The sequence below is a fragment of the Gellertiella sp. DMC107 genome, assembly GCF_056313605.1.
In genome coordinates this window covers 1162669-1187579 of the sequence record NZ_JBQUZZ010000001.1, presented here as the reverse complement: position 1 = coordinate 1187579, position 24911 = coordinate 1162669, and the positions used below count along the sequence as shown (strand labels likewise).

The following is a 24911-nucleotide window of genomic DNA, read 5'->3' as shown; positions in this document are numbered from 1 at the left end:
ACCTGAAGGCCGCAGGTTCAAATCCTGCCCCCGCAACCAATCACAAAAATCATTCACAAAAAAATCCCAAAACGCCCAACAGGGCGCATAAAGCGTTCAAACCATAATATCCCCACCCTGAATACCAAGCGGCAACTCCAACACGTTCGCCTTCCCAGGTCCTACCCCTCAGCGGCTAGCCTTCACACAACACGACAAAAACACAGACTGGCCAACAAGAGCAGCTTCTCTCTTGAATGAGATGCTTCGCTCTGCAAATGCTCTCAGCAGGAACATCAAGCGTCGAAGTCTTGTGGTATTAAAGCTTCTTGATCGCTGGCTGACCAATGTGCGGGAAGAATTGTCCAGATGATGAGGCGTGAGAACCCACCTGTCGTGACAGGAAAAGGAACAGCCCGAAAGCCGGTGCACGAGCCGCAGTTGAAGGTGGCATTCGTTCTTGCCCGATCCTTTACGCTTTCGGCCTTTGCCCTGTTTGTCGATACGCTTCGGCTGGCCGGAGATGAACTGGACATGTCGCGGCGGGTGACGGCCGACTGGCAGGTTATTGGCAGCACCCGGTTCCTGATCTCGTCCAGCTGCGGCGTTCAGGTGGCGCCGACGTCGGATTTTGTGGACCCCAGTCGTTTCGATTATGTGGTTGTCGTCGGCGGCTTGCTCAATACATCGATGCCCATCGACAGCGAGACCATGGCCTTTCTCAAGCAAGCGGCCGCGAAGCGCGTTCCTTTGCTCGGGGTTTGTACCGGTACGTTCATCCTCGCCGAAGCCGGGTTGATGGGAAATCATGAAACCTGTGTCAGCTGGCTTCACTATAACGAGTTCCGGGAACGCTTTCCTGACCTGAGGGTAAGGTCCGACCGGCTGTACAGCCTCGATCGACAGCGCGGCTCCTGCGCCGGCGGCAGCAGCGCGGTCGATCTGGCGGCCACTCTTGTGCGTCGACACATCAGCAAGGATGCTGAGCGAAACGCACTGGAGGTATTGCAGGTGGAGCGCGCCCGCAGCGTCCATGACATTCAGCCACGGCGCCCGCTTGCCATTGCCTGTGACGACAGCCGGGTGAAGGCGGCGCTGATCCTGATGGAAAGCCATCGGGGCAACAGAATACCGATAAAACGACTGGCTGAATCCGTCGGTCTATCGAGGCGGCAGCTGGAGCGGCTCTTCACCGACGAGCTGAAAATGTCCTTGGGCAATGTGTACAAGAAAATCATGCTCGAGAAAGCAAAGAGGCTTGTGCAAACGACGAGCATGCCCCTCGTCGATATCGCGCTCGAATTCGGTTTCCACAGCGCCTCCACCTTCTCGCGCAACTTCAAGCGTAATTTCGGCGTTGCGCCGACGTCATTCCGGGCGGCCATGACGGATATGTCGCCGGAGGCTCGGGAGCGCCAGGGGTCTGCGCCAAGCAATGCGGATGACATCTGATCACGGTTCGGTCCATGCGGCGACGGAGCAGGGTTCAAGCACAGGGCCACCCAGCACGAATGTATCCGGCGCCGCCTCGATGATGTGCGGGGCCGGGCCGTAATTGAAGGCGAACACCGTGTTGCCCCGACGGCGGAGACGAATATGGGGCGGCAGGCTTCGTATGGCGAGTTCTGCCCGTCCGGCCAGCTCTGCGAGCAGTGCGCGGAGCGTTTCTCCCTCCGCCCAGCCGGCCAGATAAAAATGGTTGCCCTTACGTGTCAGCGCCGGCGAGCCATCGGAAAAATGGGCCAGCACCTCGCCTGTCGCGTCCAGATATTCCCGCCAACGGCTGAAGGCGCCGGTCAACAGACCTTCCACGGGGGCCGTGAGACCGGGCCGCAAGGAGGATACCTGGGTGACGCGAACACCGGTGAGACCCGCGAGGGGCCCCGGCGGCAGGTTGACGGGGATGCGGAAGCTTCTGTCCCGCGAGCCGGAGCGGGGGCCGTAAAGCACTAACCCGTCAGCCTCGGAGAAGGCTTTTTCCGCTGCTTCGTCTATGTGCATGAGGCAGGGAACGAGGATGAGGCTATACCCCTTGAGCGACGTACCGGGGCGGACGAAATCCACGTCCTGTCCCAGTGTGCGGATCGCCTCGTACCAGCGAAACGCCAGCTCCTCATAGCGGAAATCCCGGCCCTGCGGCTGGATCATGGTGGACCAGTAGGTCTCGTAGTCATAGACGATGGCGACGCGTGCCTTGTCCGTTTCCGGTAGCGAGCCGATGCCGGCGAGCTCCTGGCCTGTCTGCTCTGCCTCGCGGCCACCCGGCGACAATTCGTCGAGGCCCGGGAGGTTGAGGCCCGCATGCATCTGTTCCTGCGCGAAAGGCGCCTGCCGCCAGCGGAAATAGCTCACGACTTCGGCGCCATGGGCCAGCGCCTCCCAGGTCCACAGACGCACCATGCCGGGCTTCGGCACGGGGTTCCAGGGCGCCCAGTTGACGGGCCCCGGCTGCTGTTCCATCACCCAGAAGCGGCCCTTGCCGACCCCGCGATAGAGATCGTGATGGAAGGCGGCGATATCGGGATGGGAGGTTTCCGCCCAGCGATTGCGCTCGTCCTCAGAGAAGGGGAACTTTTCGACGAAGCCGATCGGATAGCTGTCCCAGGAGGCGAGATCGAGATTGTCACCCACCTTCCAGTGGTCGAAATCATTGACGAAGCCCATGAAGTTATGGGTGATCCAGCGGCCCGGCGAATGGGCGCGGATGATCCCGCACTGCATGCGGTCATAGGCGGCGACCTGATCTGAATGAAAGCGCCAGAAATCCAGCCGGGTTGCAGGATTGGGCTCCGTCACCGTCAGGATCGGCAGTTCCACCTCGTCGAAACTGTTGACTTCCATGGACCAGAAGACCGAACCCCAGGCCTCGTTCAGCTGTTCGGGTGACTGGTAGCGCAGGCGCAGCCAGCGGCGGAAGGCTTTGCGGTCTTCCGGGCCCCAGGACAGCGTCGTGTCATGGCAGCCATATTCATTGTCGGTCTGCCAGCCGACAAGCCCCGGGTGATGGCCGTAGCGACGGGCGACGATGTCGACGATGCGGGCGGATTCCTTCCACCAGGTCTCGGAGGAGAAGGTATAATGGCGGCGGGACCCGAAGCCGCGCGGGCGGCCCTGTTCATCGACGGGCGCGATGTCCGGATGCTCGTCCATCAGCCATTTGGGCGGTGTGGCGGTGGGCGTGCCCAGAACGATCTTCAGGCCGGCGGCGTGGAGCGTGTCCATCGCCTCGTCCAGCCAGCCGAAATCAAAACGGTCACGGGAGGGCTCAAGCCGCGACCAGGCGAATTCGCCGATGCGGACGAAGGAAATGTCCATGGCCCGCATGCGCTCCGCATCCCGTTTCCAGGCGCTTTGCGGCCAGTGTTCCGGATAATAGCATACACCCAGCATCAGCGCGTCAGGTCCCCGTTGTGAATGGCGAGACCCGAGGCGTCGAAGAGATGGCAGGCAGCTGCGGGAACCGGCACCGCAATCGTATCGCCCGGCTTCGCCCGGGTAAGACCGTCGGTCTTCACCGACATCTCCGTCCCGTCGGACAAGGTGACGTAGAGAAGCGTTTCGGAGCCCAGATGTTCGGCAAGCCGGACCGTACCCGAAAGGATGACGTCCCCTTCCTTCCGGTCAAGATGTTCGGGACGAATGCCGAGCGTCAGGCGCGCTTCCCCGTTCAGCACCGGGTTGGCGGTCGGCACCAGAAGTGTGACGCCCCCCGGCATGTCGACAAGAATGCCGCCCTCGGCAGGCCGGGCGGTCACCGGCAGGAAATTCATCTTCGGCGAGCCGATGAAGCCCGCGACGAAAAGATTGCGCGGCCGGTGGTAGAGTTCCAGCGGAGAGCCGACCTGCTCGATCAGCCCACCCTGCAGCACCACGATCTTGTCGGCCATGGTCATGGCTTCCACCTGGTCGTGGGTCACGTAGATCATGGTCGACTTGAGGTCCTGGTGCAGCTTGCTGATCTCGATGCGCATCTGCACGCGCAGCGAGGCGTCGAGGTTGGAAAGCGGCTCGTCGAACAGGAAGACATCCGGGTTGCGCACGATGGCGCGACCGATGGCAACGCGCTGCCTCTGCCCGCCGGAAAGCTGGGCGGGCTTGCGCTCGAGCAGCGGCTTCAGCTGCAGCATGTCTGCCGCCGCCGCCGTGCGGCGGGCAATCTCCTCCTTCGGATGTCCCGTCATGCGCAGGCCGAAACCGATATTCTCGGCCACCGTCATGTGGGGGTAGAGCGCGTAGGACTGGAACACCATGGCCACGCCCCGTTCGGCGGGGTCCACGTCGGTCATGTCGCGGCCGCCGATGGAGAGCGACCCTGACGTGATGTCCTCCAGCCCGGCCACCATGCGCAAAAGGGTGGATTTGCCGCAACCCGAGGGGCCGACGAAGACACAGAATTCGCCGTCATCCACCTGAAGGTCGATGCCCTTGATGATGTCTACGGCGCCAAAGGATTTGGTGACGCGGTTCAGCGTGACGTTACCCATGACTCTTGTCTCCCTCCACGGGTTCTAGTTCGAGAAGCAGCCCGCTTTCGGGCCGTAGCATCGGCAGGGGCAGGCCCGCATGGCGGAGCGCTGCAAGCGAAAAGGTGGTCTCTCCGGCCAGAAGCCGTTTCTGGCCGTCCGAGATGCGGATGAAATCCGGCTCGGCGGGGTGGACCGCCGCGATCTTCCAGAGGCGGTGATCGTCCTCCACGGCCACCGGCATGGTAAGCGGAGGCGGTTGTTCGCCGACCATTTGCGGCCCCTGCGCCACGAAAAGGGCGATGCACCCGGCGCTTGCGGCCCCCCAGGCGTAGCGGCCATCTACGGGGTCCAGCCTGAACTGGCCATCGCTTTCGTGCAGCAGCGGGCGCAGGCGCTTGTGCGTGGCAATCCAGCCTTTGAGGTCCTGCCGTTCATCGGCCGACAGCGTCAACGGGTTGAGTTCCACGCCGAGATGATAGGCCAACGCGACGATTGCGCGGAAGGACAAGGAAAGCCGGCGATGGGTCTGGTGGTTCGGCGAGGCCGAGATGTGCGAGCCGAGGATTTCCGGCGGCAGGAACACCGAGGCGCCGCGCTGGATTTCCAGCCGTTCCAGCGCATCGGTGCAATCCGAGGTCCAGACCCGGTGCGTGTGGCGGAGCACGCCGAAATCGATGCGGCCGCCGCCGGAGGCGCAGGATTCGATCTCGACATCGGGGAAGGCCTCGCGGATCCGCTGCATCAGGGCATAGACGGCGCGGGTCTGGGCGGAGGTCATCGCCCGTCCGTCGGCGCCGCCCGCATGGGCAAGATCGCGGTTCATGTCCCACTTGATGTAGGAAACGGGCAGATCGGAAAGCACGGCTGCGATTGCACCGAACAGATAGTCGGACACTTCGGGCCGCGTCAGGTCGAGCACCAGCTGGTTGCGGGAGAGCAGCAGCGGCCGCCCCTTCACCTGCAGAACCCATTCGGGATGGGCGCGGTAAAGGTCCGATTGGGGGTTCACCATTTCCGGCTCGAACCAGATGCCGAATTCCATGCCTTCGGACACGACATGCTCGGCGAGCGGCTTCAATCCGTCGGGATATTTGCGCCGGTCGATGAACCAGTCGCCGAGGCTCGTCGTGTCGTCGTCGCGGCGGCCGAACCAGCCATCGTCCAGCACGAAGCGTTCGATGCCGAGTGCCGCTGCCGCATCGGCCTGGGCCATCAGGTCTTCCGGCTTGTGGTCGAAATAATTGCCTTCCCAGGTGTTGAGCGTCACCGGGCGCGGCCGCATGGCGCCGCCGGGCCAGGCGAGAACCTCCTTGCGCAGGAAGGCGTGGAAGGCCGCGCTGTCGAGGCCTGCATGGGCCTTCGGTGTCTGATGGGTCGCACCCGGCTTCAGCCGGATCTCGCCGGGCTCGAAAAGCTCTCCGAGATGCACGAGGCGTCGGCCGTCGTCGAGGCGGTCGATGGCGATCCGGTGGTTGCCGCTCCAGCCGAGATGGAATCCGAAACCTTCGCCGCCCGCCCGGATGAAGCCGAAGGGGAAGCGGTCATGGGAGGTGCGGCCGCGGCGGCTTTCCTGCATCCAGAGACCGTCACCGAGACGGGTGGTCCGGCTCTGGAATTCCCGTCCCCACATGCCGGTATAATGGTCGAGCACCGCATCGCCGGCCGGAAGCAGGAAGCTCGCGGCCATCAGCCGGTCCAGCGTGTAATCGCTGTCGCCCACATTGGTCAGTGCCGTCGCAATGGAAAGAATGCCGGTTTCGCTCGCCTCGAGGGAAAGAACGATCTCCAGCGCGCTCACCGGATCGCGGGCCGAAAGCCGGGTCATTCCCGGCGAAACCGAAACGGTCCAGCCGGTGAATTCCACGGTGAAGTCGCGGCCATCCCGATGCCCGGCAATGGCGGGCCAGCCGAAGAAGCCCATGCCGCCCGTCGGCAGCAGGACAGCGGCCGGCACGGCTTCGTCCATGCCGTTGATGCGGCTGGCGCGGTCGACGACGTTCGAAAATGCCGGGGCTTCGGCCTTTTCCCCGAAAGCCAGGATTTCGGGCATGCCCCGGTCGGGCAGACCCAGCACCAGTCCGAGGGCTCCGGCCCTGATGGTCACGGTCCGGGTCATCCCTTGGTTGCTCCCAGTGTCAGGCCGGCGATGAAATGCCTCTGCATCAGGAAGAACATGAGAACTGGCGGCAAGGCGGCCACGATGGAGCCTGCCGAGACGAGATGCCAGGCGGCCACCCACTGGCCGTTGAGGGAGTTCAGACCCGCCGTTACCGGCATGGCCGACTGGCCCTGCACCAGCACGGTCGCCCAGAAATAATCGTTCCAGACGAAGGTGAAGATCAGCACCGAAAGGGCGGCAATGGCCGGGCGCATCAGCGGCAGCACCACATGCACGAAGATTCGCCATTCGCTGACGCCTTCGACGCGCGCGGATTCGATGAGGGCGAAGGGAAGGCCGCGAATGAAGTTGCGCATGAAGAGGGTGCAGAAACCCGTCTGGAAGGCGACGTGGAACAGGACGAGCCCGGTAACCGTATCATAGAGCCCGAGCTTCAGCGTGAGATCGCGCACCGGCACCATCAGGATCTGGAACGGAATGAAATTGCCGGCGACGAACAGGAAGAACAGGACGAGATTGCCGCGAAACCGGTAGATGGCCAGCGCGAAGCCTGCGAGGCACGAGAGCCCCACCGCGCCGATGACGGTCGGAATAGTGATCTTGAAGGAGTTCAGGATATAGGCGCCGATGGGCGAATCCCGGAAAACGGCGGTGTAATTCTCAACGCCCGCAAAGCTCGACGGTATGCCGAAATAGTTGCCGGCGGCGAGATCGCCGGACGGCCGCACCGAGGTGATCGCGACGCCGATCAGCGGCAGGAGCCAGATGACGAGGGCAATCGGCAGGACGATCTGGTAGGCGGTGGTGGCGAAGCGGCCGGATTTCTGGACGGGGGTCGGAAACATCAGGAATTCCTTTCCTGCCGGAACATGCGCACCAGGAAGATGCTGATGAAGACCATCATGATGACGAAGAGCACCACGGCAATCGCCGCGCCATATCCCATGCGGTAGCCGTATTCGGACAGCGCCTGCTCGTACATGTAGAAGGACAGGACCCGGCTGGAGCCATAGGGGCCGCCTGCGGTCATCACCGAGACGAGGTCGAAGGAGCGCAGCGCACCGATGACGGTCACGACGAGCGCGATGAAGGTGGCGGGCCTGAGCTGCGGCAGCACGATGTTCCAGAACAAGCGGAAGCCTCGTGCGCCATCCATGCGGCCGGCCTCGATCTGCTCCGGATTGATGTTGTTGAGACCGGTCAGGTAAAGGATCATGCAATAGGCGATCTGCGGCCAGAGGCCGGCGGCGATGATGCCGTAGGTGACGTAGCGCTCATCCGCGAGAACCGCGACTTCCGTGCCGGTGATCGTCTTGATCAGCGTCGACAGCAGGCCGAAATCGGGCGCGTAGAACCAGGTGAAGATCAGCCCCACGACCACCTGGCTGATGACGAAGGGGAAGAAGAACAGCGACTTGTAGAGCCGGATGCCGGCGACCGTCTGGTTCAGGAAAAGGGCAATCGCCAATCCCGCCGGAACGGCGAGCAGATAGAGCAGAAGCCAGAGGATATTGTTGTAGAGCGAGGTGTAGAAGGCCTCGTCCTGGAAGAGTTCGACATAGTTGTCGAGGCCGATCCAGGTGCGGGGGCCGAGACCGTCCCAGTCCTCGAAGCTGATCCAGATGGACTGGAAGATCGGCAGCACGACATAGACCAGGAACATCAGGATGCCCGGGGCCAGGAAAAGCCAGGGCGCCCACTGGCGCTGATTGCGCTTCCAGAAGCCGGAAGCGGTGGATCCGTTGCTCATCGTCGTATCCCCGGATATTCGCAAAAAAGGTGCTGCCGGATGAAGAGGACGCATCCGGCAGCGGCTGTCTACAGGAGGAGGATCACTTGTAGACGCGGCCCCTTACCTTTTCGAGCTTTTCCAGGATGGCGTCGGTATTGTCCGGCTTGACCATGAATTCCTGGAAGCCTTCCATGCCCGCCTTGGCCATTTCGGCCGGGGCGTCGCGGTCATAGAACTGGGCGAGCGCATAGGCGTTCGACAGCATGGTGAAGCCGGCGTCGAGGAACTTGTCGGTGGGCTTCTCCGACTTGTTGTTGACCGGCAGCTGGCCGAGCGTCGCGTTCATCTTGGTCTGCGCTTCGGGGGAAGCCAGATAGGCGAGGAACTTCTTCGCATCTTCCTTGTTCTTGGCGCCCGAGGGAATGTGGAACGTATCGGTCGGGGCTTCCTCGGCCATCGGCAGGCCCGCGGTAATTTCCGGGAACTGCATGAAGCCGATCTGGTCTTCCTTCAGACCGCCGTCCTTCATGGTGGCAACCGCGAAATTACCCATCAGATACATGGCGGCCTTGCCCTGCACCAGCTGCGGAATGGCATCCTGCCAGTCGAGCGCGGCATGGTTTTCGAGGAAGTAGCCGGGCTTGACCAGCTCGCCCCACTTCTCGAACACGGCCTTCACCTTGGGATCGGTGTAGGGCACCTTGCCGGAGGTCAGGTCCATGTGGAATTCGTAGCCGTTCACGCGCAGGTCGAGATAGTCGAACCAGCCGCCCGTCGGCCACAGTGCCTTGGTGCCGATGGCGAAGGGCGTGATGCCGGCAGCCTTCAGCTTTTCGCAGGCGGCGAGCAGTTCGGCCCAGGTCTTCGGCGGCTCGATGCCCTGTTCCTTGAAAATGTCGGCGCGGTAGTAGATGCCCCACTGGTAGTAGGTGTAGGGCACGCCCCACTTCTTGCCGTCGATGGTCATCGAGGCGGAGGCGGACTTCAGCTGGTCGTCGAGACCGTTGGCGGTCCAAACGTCGGTCACGTCCTCGAAGAGGCCGGCCTTGACAAAGGGCTCCATGCGGTTGCCCGCATACCAGGCCGCCACGTCAGGCGCATCGGCCGTCAGGAAGTTGCGGATGGCGGACTTGTAGCCCTCGTGATCGAAATTGTTCCACTTGACGGTGATGCCCGGGTTCTTCGCCTGGAAGTCGGCGATGAGCTCTTCCATGGCTTTCTTCGGGGCGGGGTCGGACTGGTCCGAATTCAGGACGATTTCCCCCGCGAAGGCGGAGCCTGCCAGCATGGTACCAAGCGCAAAAGCACTGAATGTCTTCAAAACGGTCATGTAATCCTCCCTGACCTGATCTGCGGAACGAAGCCGCTGCCGCGCAACTCTCCCTTACGCGATGACCGGATCATGCGGCCGAGCGACCGCCGATTTCTACCGCCCTTGCAAAATTCAATTCCGGTATCCTAAGATCTCCGCCGATCAGGAGGAAGACCGTGACCGCTGAAGACGAATCCGTTCCGGTGCATGAGGGGCCGACGCGCCACCCGCTGGTGGTGTTCGGCGACCATCGTTTCTGCGCGGGCGAGCGGCTGGACGTGCGCCGGATGAGCGGACCGCACATGCACAGCCAGGTCGAAATCAATTTCATGATCGACGGCCGCATCACCTACTGGTTCGACGGCCGCATGCTGCAGATCTCGGAAGGGCAGCTCTGCCTCTTCTGGGGCATGGTCCCGCACCAGGTGGTGGAGGTAAGCCAGCCGGCCAATTTCGTCTGCCTTTATGTGCCCATGTCCGTGCTGGTCAATCTGCACGGCATGGCCGATTTCCGCGATGCGGTGTTCCGCGGCGGTCTGGTCGAGGCGCTGCAACTGCGCCCCTATGACCGCGACGTCTTCCTGCGCTGGCGGGAGGAGCTGCTCTCGGGCGATGCCGAAATGGAGCAGATCGTCCGCGACGAGCTGGTGGCCCGCATCCGCCGCATCGGCCGGGAAGGCTGGCGCGACCTGCGCGAGCAGGGCTCCGCCATTGCCGGCTCCCGGCATCACGATCACGACCGCCTGCCGAAGGTGGAGGTCATGCTGCGCTATATTGCCGAACACGCGCTTGGCCCGATCTCCGTGGAGGAGGTGGGCGAGGCGGCCGGTCTGCATCCGAACTATGCCATGACCATCTTCAAGAAGATGGTGGGCCTGACGGTCAATCAGGCGATTACCCGGCACCGGCTGGATACCGCCCAGTCGCTGCTGATCTCGTCCGACATGCCCATCGCCTCGGTTGCCTTCGAGAGCGGCTTCGGCTCGCTCTCGCGCTTTTACGAGGCCTTCGAGGGCCGGTTTGCCACGACACCGGCCAAATATCGCAGCGGCTTCGGGGCCGCGACGGCGCGGACGGCCTGAAAGGCCCTGCCGCGCCGGGTCCGGATCACTGCAGCACGACGATGCGGGCGTGGTAGGGCACCCGCTCGTAGAGGTCGATCACGTCCTGGTTCATCAGCCGCACGCAGCCCGAGGAGACGGCCTTGCCGATCGAGCGCCAGTCCGGATTGCCGTGCAGGCGGTAAAGCGTGTCCTGGCCGTTCTGGAAGATGTAAAGCGCACGGGCGCCGAGCGGATTGGTGACGCCGGGATCCATGCCGCCATTTTCGATGGAATAGCGGGCGAGTTCCGGCTGGCGGGCGATCATGTCCTGCGGCGGCTTCCAGCGCGGCCACTTCTGCCGCCAGTGAATGACGCCCTCGCCCTGCCAGGCAAAGCCCTCGCGGCCGATGCCGACGCCGTAGCGCATGGCCGTTCCGCCGGGCTCGACCACGTAGAGCAGGCGCTGCGGCGTATCCACCACCACGGTTCCCGGCGGTTGGCCGGTCGGGTCCGGCACGCGCTGGCGGTAATATTTCGGGTCCATCTTCTGGTAGGGAATGGCGGGGATGATGTGACCGTCCTCGATCACCTGGCCATACATCGCATCCAGTTCCGGATCGCCCGGTTCCATGATCGGGCGCTCGGCAAATTGCGGAACGGGCGGCGGCGCCATGGCCACCGGCCGGTAGGTGGTGCAGCCGGCCAGCGCGCCGGTTGCGGAGAGGGACGTCAGAAGGAATGTCCGTCGTGACAGGGTAATCTTGCTCATTTATTTTCGATCTCAAGAAGAAACAGATGAATCACGACACGGCGCGATTGAAGAAAGCCCACTGGAACGCGCGAAGCGGCCACAAGTTTGTCCCATTGCTGCCGATCACGCGGATTGTGAACCGGCTTGTCTGTCGCTGTTGCCGGAAGGACACGGTCCGTTGCGTCCCGGTCTCCGGGCGCCTTCCCGAGGCGGCGCATAAATCGGCCCGCATTCCTGACCATGCGGGCCTTCTGTCTGGTGTCACCCGATCCCGTCAGATGCCCTGGGCGGCGTTGATCGAGGCGATGAAGCGCCTGGTGCGCTCGGAGGCCGGCGCCTGGAAGATCTGTGCCGACGGTCCGGTTTCCACGATGCGGCCCGCTTCCAGAAAGACGACATGATCGGCGATCCGCGAGGCGAGGCGCAGATCGTGGGTCGCCATCACCATGGTCGTTCCCTCCCGCGCCAGCGTGCCGAGAACATCGACCACTTCCTGCGACAGTTCCGGATCGAGCGCCGAGGTCGGTTCGTCGCAGAGAAGCACGCGGGGGCTGGGGGCGAGCGCCCGCGCGATCGCCACGCGCTGCTGCTGCCCGCCGGAGAGCGAGCCCGGCCAGGCATCGGCCTTGTGGGCCATGTCCACCTTGGAGAGAAGCTCCATGGCGCGGGCGCGGGCCTTGTCTGCCGGCCAGCCGAGAACGGTGACGAGACCTTCCATCACGTTCTCCACGGCGGTGCGGTGGGGGAAGAGCTGGAAATTCTGGAAGACCATGCCCGTCTGGAGCCGCAGCCGGCGGATATCCTTCCAGCCGGTCTTCTGGCCGGGGGCAAAGCCGAGGCTTTCCGTGCCGATGCGGATCGTCCCGGCCTGCGGGATCTCCAGCAGGTTGATGCAGCGCAGAAGCGTGCTCTTGCCGCCGCCGGACGGCCCGATCAGCGCGGTGACGCTGCCTTCCGGCAGGGTGAGGCTGATGTCGTTCAGGATGACGGCGTCGCCGAAGCGTTTTTCGAGATGGGAGATGTCGATCATCGATTGGCCTCCAGCATGCCGCCATAGCGGGCGAAACGGGCCTCCAGCCGCACCTGCAGGGCCGAAAGCACCGAGCTCATGGCGAGATACATCAGCGCCGCCTCGATATAGAGGATCAGCGGTTCATAGGTGGTGGCGACGATGCGCTGGGCGGACTGGAACAGTTCCGGCACGGTGATGGCCGCAGCCAGCGACGTATCCTTGACCAGCGAGATGAAGGTGTTGGAAAGCGGCGGCACGGCCACGCGGGCGGCCTGCGGCAGGATGGTGCGCATCATCGCCTGGCGCCAGGTCATGCCGATGGAATAGGCGGCTTCCCACTGGCCGCGCGGCACGGACGAGATGACGGCGCGGATGATTTCCGACGAATAGGCGCCGATGTTCAGGGTGAAGCCGATCAGGGCCGCCGGGAAGGCATCGAGCAGGATGCCGAGGCTCGGCAGGCCGTAGAAGATCACGAAGAGCTGCACCAGAAGCGGCGTGCCCCTGATAATCCAGACATAGAAACGGGCAACCGCCACCAGCGGCGCGGGGCCGAAGAGGCGCGCAATCGCGGTGGCGAGCCCGAGCGCGAGGCCGAGCACGAAGGAAATCAGCGTCAGGGGAATGGTGAAGGTGAGGCCCGCGAGCAGCAGCGTCGGAGCCGAGTCGATCATCAGTTGAAGCCAGTGGGGCACGGGCGTGATCCTTGAAGAGGAATGCCCGGCACACGATGCCGGGCATGTCGAAAAGCGGCAAGCGAACGGATGGTTCCGCTTACTTCGAAACGTCCTGGCCGAAATACTTGTCGGCGATGGTCTTGTAGGTGCCATCGGCCTTGATGTCGGCCAGCGCCTTGTTGATCGCTTCCAGCAGTTCCGGCTCGCCCTTGCGGATGATGATGCCGGAATAATCGGCATTTTCCTGCTCGGCGGCAATCTTCACCGGGGCATCGGCCTTGTGCTTCTTGAAGTCGAGGAAGGAGAGGCTGTCATTGATGGTCGCATCGGCGCGGCCGGTCAGAACCAGCTGGATCGACTGGTCGAAGCCGTCGGTGCCGACCAGTTCCGCGCCGTTTTCCTCGGCGATCTTGCCGAAATTGCTGGTCAGCGACTGGGCGGATTTCTTGCCCTTCAGATCGGCAAAGGTCTTGATATCGGCATTGTCGTCCTTGACGATCAGCACCGCCTTCGAGGCGATATAGGGCTCGGAGAAATCATATTTCTGCTTGCGGGCCTCGGTGATGCCGACCTGGTTGATGACCGTGTCGTAGCGGTTGGCATCGAGGCCCGCGATCAGGCCATCCCACTTGCCCTCGACGAATTCGGCCTTCACGCCGAGCTTGGCGGCAATCGCCTCGCCGATCTCCACGTCGAAGCCGACCAACTTGCCGCTCTCGTCGTGATAGGTGAAGGGCGCATAGGTGCCTTCGGTGCCGATCTTCAGCGCGCCGGCGGATTTGACGGCGGCAAGGTTCTCGCCGGCCGTGGCGGGCAGCAGGGCGGCGGCCTGGAAAGCGGCGGCGAGGGCGATGGTTTTCAACCAGTTCATGGACTTGATCCTCTCGATGAAAAGTTGTCTTGCCCCACCTATCGCAGAAAATAGGCGCGCCGGAGTGGAAGGAAACACTGAAGAAAAACCAAAATGGCAAAAACTTTTTCTTTCCGGTAAAATTTTTGAGGTGCAGGGTCGAGCGGACCGCGTCTTGAGGGGAGGGCGGCTTTCTCCCCGCCTTTCGCGGCTTTGCGCCGGGTGGCTGGGTGCTTTGCCTCTTCCGTCGGCTCCAGCTGATTGGGGTGGCCCGGTCCCCGCCTGTACCACTGCGAGGGGCAGCGGCCTGCCATCGCGGGCCTGATCTTCAAGACGGGACCGTCTTTCCAACCCCGACGACATGCCCGCAAAATCGCCCCCTCCTTGTTCCCCTTGTGGGGGCGTGGGGAGGGGGCAGTCATGCCATGCCATGCTTCATCGATCCCGCGCTTTTGGAAAAGCCGGGTTATGCCTCATTTCCCCCCTCGGGACACGAGGGGTCGGCCGGGGCGCGGGGAGCACCTCGTATGAATAAGTTTATATGGCGCTTTCCGCGCCCCGTTTCGGCTTTATGCGATGCAACTCCGGCTTCTCTGCACCAAGCCTACGGTCCGCCGGGTATTTCGCATGCGCCCGGCGACGGGCGACCGGATTGACCGGTCTTGTTCGCACCGGACCGCTATTTTTCACGCGACCCGGCCCGCAGCAGTTTTTCGTCGTCACACAGACGGACCCCCCGACATTGGCGACGGGGAGCGGAAGCCATTTTCTGCACCGTCTCCTCCTGCGCATCTGCGAGAGCGCAGGAAGAAAGACCGGCTCCACCTGACCGGGATCGCAGGGCCCCCGGCGTTACCAGAGCGGAACGAGGAATATTATCCCACAGGTTTTGCTGAGGGGGATGACGGGGGTGCAAATTTATCTGCGGGGGAAAACAGGGGGTTAGGGGAGGGAGTGAGTAGTGAGTAGTGAGTAGTGAGTAGTGAGTAGTGAGTAGTGAGTAGGCAAGGTCAGTTGTCCGCGTAAGAGCCCTGGAAGCCGAACGCCGGCGGTTGTCTTTCCTCTCCCCAGCGGGGAGAGGATGCCGGCAGGCAGGTGAGGGGGCGGCTGGCACGGACCGGAGCCATCGCATTGTTTGGAACATATGGGGGTGCGGCAAACTCAAGGGTCTCCCTCCCCCTCACGGCGAGCGAAGCTCGTCCGGATGTGGGGAGGGGCAGGGGTGGGGGTAGGCCGAGGAACTGAAGGTGTTGTGAGTGAAAATACATTGAGGCCTTCGGCCACTTTTTTCGCTCCGACCCCCACCCCTAACCCCTCCCCACAAGGGGGAGGGGAATAACTCCCGTTCTGCCAATCCGCCCCCTCATCTGCCCTGCGGGCATCTTCTCCCCGCTGGGGAGAAGAGGGGGTCGCCGACCTTTTCGCAGAACAACGGACGCCGAACGCTTGCGGTTGTCTTTCCTCTCCCCCGCGGCGAGCTTCGCTCGTCCGCCGAGGGAGAGGATGCCGGCAGGCAGGTGAGGGGGCGGCAGGCGCTGACCGATGAAGCCGCTTGGTTTGGTGATGATCAGGGCGGCAAATTCGACCGTCTCCCTCCCCCTTGTGGGGAGGGGCAGGGGTGGGGGTAGGCCGAGGAACTGAAGGTGTTGTGAGTGAAAACATATTGAGGCCTTCGGCCACATCTTATTGCTTACAGACCCCCACCCCTAACCCCTCCCCACAAGGGGGAGGGGAACCCCGCCGTCCTGCCAATGGCCCCCTCATCTGCCCTTCGGGCATCTTCTCCCTCGGCGGACAAGCTTTGCTTGCCGCGGGGGAGAAGAGGGAGTCGCCGACCTTTCCGCAGAACAACGGACGCCGAACGCTTGCGGTTGTCTTTCCTCTCCCCCGCGGCGAGCGAAGCTCGTCCGCCGAGGGAGAGGATGCCGGCAGGCAGGTGAGGGGGTCTCTGGCACTGACAGAAGCCATTGCGTGATTTTACGGAGATCAGAGAGCGGCAGACTCGACCGTCTCCCTCCCCACAAGGTGAGGGGGCGGCAGGCACGGACCGTAGAAATCGCAGGGTTTACACCCCACAAAACGCGGAAAGGCCGGTCTTGCGACCGGCCTTTGCCTTGATCCGTCCATCAAGCCCGATCAGGTGCGGGGCTTGAGGTTCTGGGGGTCGTAGAGCGGCTTGTAGCCGACGCCGGCGACTTCGACCGGGTAGGTTTCGCCGAAATATTCCACTTCCAGCTTGCGGCCTTCCTGGCAATAGGACCAGGGCAGGTAGGCGAGCGCGATGTTCTTGCCGATGGTCGGGCCGAAGGCAATCGAGGTGGTGTAGGAGCGGCGGCCGAGCTCGTCGATCAGCACCTCCTTCGTCTCGGGATCCATGACCGGGAGCGTGCCGACCGGGTAGCGCTTGACGCCGGTCTTGTCGGTGTTCTCGGTCATCACAAGCGTGCAGAGCATGGCCGGCTGGTTGGCGCGGGCCTTGTACTCCAGGTGCTTTTCCTTGCCGCGGAAATCCGCTTCCTTCACCTTCGGACGGGCCAGATCGCATTCGATCAGGTTGTAGTAGGTAAGGAGGTCGGCATTCTGCAGGCGCAGGCTCTTTTCCATGCGGCGGCTGTTGGCATAGGTTTCCACGCCGAAGGCCATGACGCCGGTGGAGCGCAGCGCATCCCAGACGGCCAGGCCGTCTTCATACTTCATGTGCAGTTCCCAGCCCTGCTCGCCCACATAGGAGATGCGGAAGGCGGTGACCGACTTGCCGGCAATCTCGATCTGCTTGATCGCGGCGAAGGCGAAGTTTTCCGGGTCGAGACCGGCCGGATCCGTGACGACCTTCTTGAGGTTGTCGCGGGCGTTCGGGCCCCAGATGCCGATGGTGATGTACTTCTCCGAAACGTCGGTGACGGTGACGTTGAAGCCCTTGTCCTCGGCAACGCGCTTTACGTAGTGATAGTCGCGCGGGCCGGCATCGGCGCCGTCGATGACGCGGCAGCGGTCGGCCATGCGGATGACGGTGAGGTCGGCGCGGACCATGCCCTCGTCATCGAGGAAGTGAGTGTAGATCCCCTTGCCGATATTGGCGTCACCACCGATCTTGGCGGCGCAGATCCATTCCATCAGCTCCACATGATCGGGGCCTTCCACGTCGAACATGTAGAAGTGCGAGAGGTTGACGATGCCGCAATCCTCGCTCATGGCCAGATGCTCGGCATTCGACACGCGCCAGAAATGGCGGCTGTCCCACTCGTTTTCGCGGACCGGAACGCGGTCGCCGTATTTTTCGAGCAGGTGCTCGTTGGCCGCGTAGCCATGGGCACGTTCCCAGCCGCCGAGTTCCATGAAGTAGCCGCCGAGCGCCTTCTCGCGCTCGTAGAAGGGCGAACGCTTGGCATCGCGGCTGGTCGCATAGGGTTCGCGCGGGTGAACGGCCGGGAAGTAGATCTTCTGGGCGGCTTCGTAGCAGCGGTTGGCGATGAATTCCTCGGTCAGCTGATGCGGGTAGAAGCGCGCATAGTCGATCGAGTTGTGGTCGATATGGGTGCGGCCGTCGGTCATCCAGTCGGCAATGAGTTTACCGTAGCCCGGGCCGTCCTTGACCCAGATGGCGACGCAGTACCAGAGGCCGCGCACCTTCTGGCTCTCGCCGCAGGAGGGGCCGCCGGCGGCCGAAACCTGCAAGAGGCCGTTGAAGGAATGGCCTTCGTTATAGCCGAGTTCGCCGAGGATCGGGGTCAGCTCGATGGCGCGTTCCAGCGGCTCGAGGATCTGTTCCATCTCGAGGTCGCGCTGCGAGGGCGAGAGGCGGGCCTCATGCTTTTCGAGCAGTTCGCGCGGGTGGCACATGCGGGGATTGGTGGTTTCGTAATAGCCCCACTCGATCTGGCCGCCTTCGGTGGTCTTCGGGTCGCCGGTGTCGCGCATATAGGCGGAGTTGCCCTGGTCGCGCAGCAGCGGGTAGCCGATTTCCTTGCCGGTGCCTTCGAATTCGTTGTACGGACCGAAGAAGGTCAGCGGGTGGTCGACCGGCATGACCGGCAGGTCTTCGCCGACCATTTCGGCGATCAGGCGGCCCCAGAGGCCGGCGCAGACGATGACGTGATCGGCCATGATCGTGCCGCGATGGGTGACGACGCCCTTGATGCGGCCGTTCTCGACGATCAGCGACTGGGCGGGCGTGTTGGCGAAGGACTGGAGCTTGCCGCTCTTCTCGGCCGCATCGACCAGCTTGCCGGCAACGGTCTGCGAGCGCGGGATGACGAGGCCGGCATCCGGATCGAACAGGCCGCCCATGACCTTGTCTTCCTCGATCAGCGGGAAGAGCTTCTTGATCTCGGCCGGGTCGACATAATGGGCGCGGGTGCCGAAGGCCTTGGCGGACATCAGCTTGCGCTTGATTTCTTCCATCCAGGTATCGTCGCCGGTGCGGGCGACTTCCAGGCCGCCGATGCGGGCGTAGTGGCCCATCTTCTCGTAGAAGTCGATGGAATACTGGGTGGTCCAGACCGACAGATAGTCGTGGCTGGTGGTGTAGCAGAAGTCGGAAGCATGGGCCGTCGAGCCTATGTCCGTGGGGATGCCCGACTTGTCGATGCCGACAATGTCGTCCCATCCGCGTTCGATCAGGTGGTGGGCGATGGATGCGCCGACAATGCCACCGAGACCGATGATGACTACCTTCGCCTTTGTGGGAAACTCTGCCATGGGGGTGCGACCTCAATTTGTTATCGGCCGGACTCTAGGGCGAAGCCAAGGGGAATTGAAGCCTGTCTGCGACATTCTTGGGGGACTGCACGACCACTTTCAGGGCGCTCACGGGAAAGGCCATGGCCTGTCTACGACCGAACGCGGCTTCTGGCCCCCGTCCCGTGTCGCAGCCGGGCCACCGGTGCCGCCTGCAACGCCCGTCAGGCATGGCGTTGCGGGCGTTCCCCCGGCGTCGCAAATCCGTAAGCGGGGCCGGTCGCGCGGGTCGCTTCCGCCCGTTCCACCAGCGCATCGAACAGGCGATAGCCGCGGTTGAAGCGTCCGTAGCCGCTCGACAGGTTGATATGGCCGGCATAGCCGATGTCGTGGAGAGACGATCCCCAGCGCGCCGCGAAATGCTCCGCCCGGTCGAAGGCCATGTAGGGGTCGTCGCGGCTCGCGACCAGCACCGAAGGGAAGGGCAGCGGGCTTTCCGGCATGGCGCCGAAGCGGACGAGGCCCGGATGGATCCGGCCCGTGGCCGTGAGGTCGCAGGGCGCGACGAGAAGGGCGCCGCGGATCTTCGCTGCGACCGGGCGGTGGGCCATGTGGGCCGTCAGCACGCAGCCGAGACTGTGGGCGACGAGATAGGCGCCCTCGCTTGCGGCCAGCGCCGCTTCGAGATTGGCGCTCCAGGCTTCGAGATCGGGAAAGTCCCAGCTCTCCTGCTCCACATAGCGGGCGCGCGGACGCTCCTCGGCCCAGAGATATTGCCAGTGGCCTTCCGGCGAACCGGCGAGGCCGGGGATGATGAGGGTCTCGGGATGATCGGAAACGGTCATGGCGGCCTCCAGCTCTCTTCGTTCGCTGCCAATCTGACGGATCGGGACCCGGAAACGAAGAATGGAACTGCCAAATTCTATAAATTCAGTAGAAAATATATGCCGGCCCGCCGGAAGCGGGCCGGAAGGGGTTTCGGGTTCGCCCCGGAGCCTTACTGTTTCTCGCCGCTGCCGGGGGCTGCCATGCGGGCATGCTGCTCGGCCAGGATGCCCGACGGCGTGACATTGGCGAGCGTCGATTGCAGCTTGTTCTTCCAGCCGGTGACGATATCGCCCTCGTTTTCCATCATGGCGTCGAAGCCGGCGCGGGCGACGTCGGCGGCATCGTCCTTCTCCGACTGGCCGACGGAAGTATCCTCCAGTCCCGCCCGTTCGAAGAAGCGGGTTTCGGTGGCGCCGGGCATCAGGCAGGTGACGGTCACGCCGCTTTCTTCCAGTTCCTCGCGAAGGGCGAAGGAGAAGCTGTTGAGGAAGGCCTTGGTGCCGTTATAGACGGCCTGGTAGGTCCCGGGGATGAAGCCCGCGATGGACCCGGTGATCAGGATGCGACCCTGGCCGCGCGCCCGCATGGCGCTGCCGATGCGGTGGATCAGGCTGATCGTGCCGGTGATGTTGGTGCCGACCACATGCAGGGCCTCGTCGAGGTCCTGGTCGAGGAAGGCGTGGCCGAGGCCACGGCCCGCATTGGCGAGGAGGATATCGACCGGCTGACCCTTGTCGGAGACGAAGGTGAAGAAATCCTCCGCCCCGGATTTGGTGGCGAGGTCCACCTTCATGGCGTCGACGGAGACGCCGAGGCCGCGCAATTCGCGCGCGGCGCTCTCGATCTGCGGCTCGTCCGCCGCGATGATCAGGTCGTAGGCGCGGCTGGCCGCGATCTTCGCAAGTTCGAAACCGATGCCGGACGAAGCGCCGGTCACGACGGCGAGGGGACGTATCTGGCTGCCCATGGGAATGCTCCTTGGCTTGGTGGGGACGATCAGGGTTTGAGGACGACCTTGATGCAGCCGTCCTTCTTGTCGCGGAAAGTCTTGTAGAGGTCCGGCCCCTCATCCAGCGTCGCCCGGTGGGTGATGACGAAGGAGGGATCGATCTCCCCCTTCTCGATGCGGTCGAGAAGCGTGGGCAGATAGGACTGCACGGGCGTCTGGGCCATGCGGAAGGTCAGCCCCCGGTTGATCGCCGAGCCGAAGGGGATCTTGTCCAGGAAGCCGCCATAGACGCCGACGATGGAGACGGTGCCGAAGTTGCGGCAGCAATGGATCGCCTGACGCAGCACATGCGGCCGGTCCGTGCCGAGGAAGGTCGCGACCTTGACGCGGTCGATCATGGCATCGACGCCCGACATGGCGTCCGCCTCGGTGCCGACCGCATCGATGCAGGCATCCGCCCCGCGTCCGCGGGTCAGCTCCATGATGCGGTCGTAGATGTCGTCCTTCATGAAATCGAGGGTCATCGCCCCGCCGTCCCGGGCGAGCTGCAGCCGTTCCGGCACGGTATCGATGGCGATCACCCGCTCCGCACCGAGGAGGAAGGCGCTGCGGATCGCCATCTGCCCGACCGGACCGCAGCCCCAGATGGCGATGGTGTCGCCCGGCTGGATGTTGCAGAAATCGGCGGCCATGTAGCCGGTCGGGAAAATGTCGGAGAGGAAGAGCACCTGCTCGTCGGTCAGATGATCCGGGACCTTGATCGGTCCGACATCGGCGAAGGGCACGCGCAGATATTCCGCCTGTCCGCCGCTATAGCCGCCGAGCAGATGCGAATAGCCGAACAGGCCGGCGGGGGAATTGCCCCAGAGCTTGGTGGCCTTTTCCCGGTCGGGGTTGGAGCGCTCGCAGCCGGAATAGAAGCCGCGCTTGCAGAACCAGCATTCGCCGCAGGAAATGGTGAAGGGCACGACGACGCGGTCGCCGACCTTCAGCGCCTTGTTGTCCTTGCCCACCTCCACCACTTCGCCCATGGTCTCGTGGCCGACGATGTCGCCCGAATGCATGTCCGGGATCATGCCGTCGAAAATGTGCAGGTCCGAGCCGCAGATGGCGCAGGCCGTCACCTTGATGATGGCATCGCGGCCGTCCTGAATGGTCGGGTCGGGGACGCTTTCGCAACGGATGTCGCTCTTGCCGTGCCAGGTCAGTGCCTTCATGAGATCGTCTCCTTGTCGGTTGCCGGCTCCGCCGGACAACCCTGATCGCTTGCGCGCCCCGTCAGTGCGAAACTCGCAAGCGGGTCATTCGATCCGGGGAAACGGGATTTTTGCGGGAAGACGAGAGGCGAAACGCAAACGGCGCGCCAAAGGGCGCGCCGTCTTGTTGCTGGTGCGGGCGGTCCGGTCAGACCGGCATGGCCATGGTTTCGGCCTCGGCGCGGGGCGGCGGGCCGCCGCGTCCGAAGAAGAGCGCATAGGCCGCCGGCAGCACGAGAATGGTCAGCACCGTCGCCACCAGAATGCCGCCCATCATCGCATAGGCGAGCGGTCCCCAGAAGGCGCCGCGCGAGATCGGGATGAGGGCAAGCACGGCGGTGAGCGCTGTCAGCACGATCGGGCGGAAGCGGCGCACCGTTGCCTCCACGATCGCTTCCATCTTCGACATGCCGGCGGCGATGTCCTGGTCGATCTGGTCCACGAGGATGATCGAGTTGCGGATGATGATGCCGAGCAGCGCGATGACGCCGAGGATCGCCACGAAGCCGAAGGGCGCACCGCTGATCAAGAGCGCCGCCGCCGCGCCGATGATGCCGAGCGGGCCGGTGGCAAGCACCACCATGGCCTTGCCGAAATGCTGCAGCTGGACCATGAGCAGGAGCACGATGATGATCAGCATGACCGGCACCTTCGCGGCAATCGAGGCCTGGGAGGTGGCCGATTCCTCGACGCCGCCCTGGATCTCGATCTTGTAGCCGGGCTCCAGTCCGTCGCGGATCGGCTTCAGCTGGTCGAAGACCGAGAGCGCCACCTCGTTCGACTGGACATCGTCGGGCACGATGCCGCGCACGGTGATCGTCGGCATGCGGTCGCGGCGCCATTCGATACCGTTTTCCATGACCGGTTCGACGCGGGCCACCTGCGAGACGGGCACGAAGCGGCCATTGTCGGTCGGCACGTAGACCGAATTGACGGCGGTCAGCAGGCTGCGGTTCGCCTCCGGCTCGCGGGCGACGATGGCAATCGTTTCCTCGCCGGAGCGGAACTCGGAGAGCGGCGCGCCGGACATGGCGGCCTGCAGCATCTGGCGGACGCGCTGCGAGGAGACGCCGAGCGCACGGGCGCGGTCCTGATCGATCACCAGGCGCATGGCGGGCACCTGCTCCAGCCAGTCGTCATGGATCGCCCAGAGGAGCGGATTCTTGCGGTAGACGGCTTCCACCTCGCTGGCGATGCGGCGCACCTCCGCACGGTCGGGGCCGGAGACGCGCATCTGCACGGGCCAGCCGACCGGCGGCCCCAGGAACAGACGGTCGACCTTGGAGCGCACATCCGGGAAATCCTTGGCCAGAATGCCCCGCAGCTTCAGGATCAGACGTTCACGGCTGTCCACATCCTTCGCCATGACGAGAAGCTGGGCGAAGTTCGGATTGCGCAGCTGCTGGTCGAGCGGCAGGAAGAAGCGCGGCGCGCCCTCGCCGATGAAGGTGGCGACGAAGGTCTTGTCCTGGTCGTCGAGGATCTTCGCTTCGAGCGCCTTGGCCTGCCGTTCCACTTCGCCGATGGCGGTGCCTTCCGGCAGCCACATGTCGACGAGGATTTCCGGCCGCGAGGATTGCGGGAAGAAGTTCTGCGGGATGAAGCGGAAGCCGTAGATGCTGGTGGCGAAGACGGCGAGCGTCAGCATCAGCACCACGACCCGGTGACGGACCGCCCAGGAGACGGTGCCGCGCAGGCGCCGGTAGAAGGGCGTGCCGAAAATGTCGCGCTCCTCGCCCTCGTGATGGGGGCGGTGCTTGAGGATCATGTAGCCGAGCCAGGGGGTGAAGAGAACGGCGACGATCCAGGAGCAGACGAGCGCGATGCCGACGACGTAGAAGAGCGAGCTGACATATTCGCCGGCGGTGGAAGCGGCGAAGCCCACGGGAATGAAGCCCGCGGTGGTGATCAGCGTGCCGGTCAGCATGGGGAAGGACGTGGAGGTATAGGCGAAGCTGGCCGCCTCGAGCTTGGGCAGGCCCTCCTCGAGCTTCCGTTCCATCAGCTCGACCACGATCATGGCATCGTCCACGAGGAGGCCGAGCGCGATGATGAGGGCGCCGAGCGAGATGCGTTGCAGCTCGATGCCCATCTGGTCCATGACCGCAAAGGTGGCGGCGAGCACGAGGGGAATGGTGATCGCGATCACGATGCCGGAACGCCAGCCGATGGAGAGCAGCGAGACGATCAGCACGATGACCAGCGCCTCCATGAGGGCCTGGCCGAATTCGGCCATGGCTTCGCGCACCACTTCCGGCTGGTTGGAGATCTGGCCGATGGAGACGCCGACCGGCAGGGTCTCGCGGAAGCGTTCATAGGTCGCCTCGACGGCGGTGCCGACATCGGTCACCTTGAAGCCCTTGGCCATGACGACGCCGATCTCGACGCTGTCGGCGCCATTGAAGCGGAACTTGCGGGCGGGCGGATCCTCGAACCCTTCCTGGACGGTGGCGATATCGCCGAGGCGGAAGACCTGGTTGCCGGCGCGCAGGCGCAGCTGCTTCACGTCCTCCACGGAGGTCACGCCGCCATCGACGGAAATGCGCACCGACCGGTCGGGCGTGGTGACGGTGCCGGCGGGGTCCATGTCGTTCTGGCCGGCGAGCGCCTTCGAAATGTCGAGCATGGTCAGCCCGCGTTCGGCCAGCGCCTTGGTGGAGACGTCGATGAAGATCTTCTGCGGCTGGTCGCCGAGGATGACCGCCTTTTCGACGCCGGGTGTCGAAAGCAGCATGTCGCGCGCCTTGATGGCGAACTGCTTCAGTTCCGGATAGCTGAACCCCTCGCCGGACAGCGCGTGCAGCGTGATGTAGGTATCGCCGAACTCATCGTTGAAATAGGGACCGTAGAGGCCGGCGGGCAGCTCGTTCCTGATGTCGCCCACCTTCTTGCGCACCTGATAGAAGGCATCCTTCACCTGCTCGGCATTGGTATCGCCGGCAATGTTGATGGTGATGATGGCGCTGCCGGCGCGGGCGAAGGATTTCACGTAATCGAGATGCGGCGTTTCCTGCAGCTTGCGCTCGATCTTGTTGACCACCTGGTCCTGCATTTCCTCGATGGAGGCGCCGGGCCAGGCAACCTGCATGATCATGGCGCGGAAGGTGAAATCCGGGTCTTCCTTCTGGCCCATGCGCAGGAGCCCGAGAGCGCCCATGATGATGATGAGGCCGAAGAGGAAGCGGATGATGCTCTGATGCTGGATCGCCCAGCGCGACAGGTTGAAACCCGCGCCGTCATGAGTCGAATGGGTCGACATG

Annotated in this window: 17 protein-coding genes; 2 read left to right on the top strand and 15 right to left on the bottom strand. The window is 63.7% G+C overall.

Annotated features, from left to right (window positions below; genetic code table 11):
• Positions 1–351: 351 nt before the first annotated feature.
• On the top strand, positions 352–1431 hold the full coding sequence (locus ACT54B_RS05505) for a GlxA family transcriptional regulator (protein WP_476043523.1): 1080 nt from the start codon (positions 352–354) through the stop codon (positions 1429–1431).
• Here the strand turns inward: ACT54B_RS05505 and ACT54B_RS05500 are convergent, their stop codons facing one another.
• The 6 genes from ACT54B_RS05500 to ACT54B_RS05475 all read right to left on the bottom strand — a co-directional run bounded on the left by ACT54B_RS05500 (position 1432) and on the right by ACT54B_RS05475 (position 9626).
• The gene (locus tag ACT54B_RS05500; protein WP_476043424.1) at positions 1432–3369 is read right to left on the bottom strand and encodes a beta-galactosidase; all 1938 of its coding nucleotides are present in this window, start codon (positions 3367–3369) and stop codon (positions 1432–1434) included.
• Positions 3369–4463 (bottom strand): ABC transporter ATP-binding protein, encoded by a 1095-nt coding sequence (locus tag ACT54B_RS05495; protein ID WP_476043423.1) that lies wholly within the window; start codon positions 4461–4463, stop codon positions 3369–3371. The genes ACT54B_RS05500 and ACT54B_RS05495 overlap by 1 nt, the downstream gene beginning before the upstream one ends.
• Positions 4456–6561, bottom strand: coding sequence for an alpha-galactosidase (locus ACT54B_RS05490; RefSeq protein WP_476043421.1), 2106 nt, complete (start codon positions 6559–6561; stop codon positions 4456–4458). Before ACT54B_RS05490 ends, ACT54B_RS05495 begins: the two co-directional genes overlap by 8 nt.
• A complete protein-coding gene (locus ACT54B_RS05485) occupies positions 6558–7409 on the bottom strand; it encodes a carbohydrate ABC transporter permease (RefSeq protein WP_476043420.1) in 852 nt (283 codons plus the stop codon). Before ACT54B_RS05485 ends, ACT54B_RS05490 begins: the two co-directional genes overlap by 4 nt.
• A complete protein-coding gene (locus ACT54B_RS05480) occupies positions 7409–8314 on the bottom strand; it encodes a carbohydrate ABC transporter permease (protein ID WP_476043418.1) in 906 nt (301 codons plus the stop codon). Before ACT54B_RS05480 ends, ACT54B_RS05485 begins: the two co-directional genes overlap by 1 nt.
• Positions 8315–8396: 82 nt before the next feature.
• On the bottom strand, positions 8397–9626 hold the full coding sequence (locus ACT54B_RS05475) for an ABC transporter substrate-binding protein (RefSeq protein ID WP_476043416.1): 1230 nt from the start codon (positions 9624–9626) through the stop codon (positions 8397–8399).
• Positions 9627–9784: 158 nt separating this feature from the next.
• Between ACT54B_RS05475 and ACT54B_RS05470 the strand changes: the two genes are divergently transcribed.
• Complete coding sequence (locus tag ACT54B_RS05470; protein ID WP_476043415.1) at positions 9785–10690, top strand: helix-turn-helix domain-containing protein; 906 nt, start codon at positions 9785–9787, stop codon at positions 10688–10690.
• A gap of 25 nt (positions 10691–10715) precedes the next feature.
• Here the strand turns inward: ACT54B_RS05470 and ACT54B_RS05465 are convergent, their stop codons facing one another.
• The 9 genes from ACT54B_RS05465 to ACT54B_RS05425 all read right to left on the bottom strand — a co-directional run bounded on the left by ACT54B_RS05465 (position 10716) and on the right by ACT54B_RS05425 (position 24910).
• Positions 10716–11420 carry a L,D-transpeptidase gene (locus ACT54B_RS05465; protein WP_476043414.1) on the bottom strand — a complete coding sequence of 235 codons (705 nt, stop codon included), beginning with the start codon at positions 11418–11420 and terminating at the stop codon, positions 10716–10718.
• Positions 11421–11676: 256 nt separating this feature from the next.
• The gene (locus tag ACT54B_RS05460; protein WP_476043413.1) at positions 11677–12432 is read right to left on the bottom strand and encodes an amino acid ABC transporter ATP-binding protein; all 756 of its coding nucleotides are present in this window, start codon (positions 12430–12432) and stop codon (positions 11677–11679) included.
• Positions 12429–13109: an amino acid ABC transporter permease gene (locus ACT54B_RS05455; protein ID WP_476043412.1), complete on the bottom strand. Its 681-nt coding sequence runs from the start codon at positions 13107–13109 to the stop codon at positions 12429–12431. The genes ACT54B_RS05460 and ACT54B_RS05455 overlap by 4 nt, the downstream gene beginning before the upstream one ends.
• A 79-nt stretch (positions 13110–13188) precedes the next feature.
• The gene (locus ACT54B_RS05450; RefSeq protein ID WP_476043411.1) at positions 13189–13962 is read right to left on the bottom strand and encodes an amino acid ABC transporter substrate-binding protein; all 774 of its coding nucleotides are present in this window, start codon (positions 13960–13962) and stop codon (positions 13189–13191) included.
• Positions 13963–16077: 2115 nt separating this feature from the next.
• Positions 16078–18639, bottom strand: coding sequence for a GcvT family protein (locus ACT54B_RS05445; RefSeq protein WP_476043410.1), 2562 nt, complete (start codon positions 18637–18639; stop codon positions 16078–16080).
• A gap of 203 nt (positions 18640–18842) precedes the next feature.
• Positions 18843–19463 (bottom strand): RBBP9/YdeN family alpha/beta hydrolase, encoded by a 621-nt coding sequence (locus ACT54B_RS05440; protein ID WP_476043409.1) that lies wholly within the window; start codon positions 19461–19463, stop codon positions 18843–18845.
• Positions 19464–19615: 152 nt separating this feature from the next.
• Positions 19616–20413, bottom strand: a complete 798-nt coding sequence (locus ACT54B_RS05435) for an SDR family NAD(P)-dependent oxidoreductase (protein WP_476043408.1) — start codon at positions 20411–20413, stop codon at positions 19616–19618.
• Positions 20414–20442: 29 nt separating this feature from the next.
• Entirely contained in the window at positions 20443–21612 is a 1170-nt protein-coding gene (locus tag ACT54B_RS05430) for a zinc-dependent alcohol dehydrogenase (protein ID WP_476043407.1), read from the bottom strand.
• Positions 21613–21799: 187 nt separating this feature from the next.
• The gene (locus tag ACT54B_RS05425) at positions 21800–24910 is read right to left on the bottom strand and encodes an efflux RND transporter permease subunit (protein WP_476043406.1); all 3111 of its coding nucleotides are present in this window, start codon (positions 24908–24910) and stop codon (positions 21800–21802) included.
• Between the last annotated feature and the right edge of the window lies 1 nt (position 24911).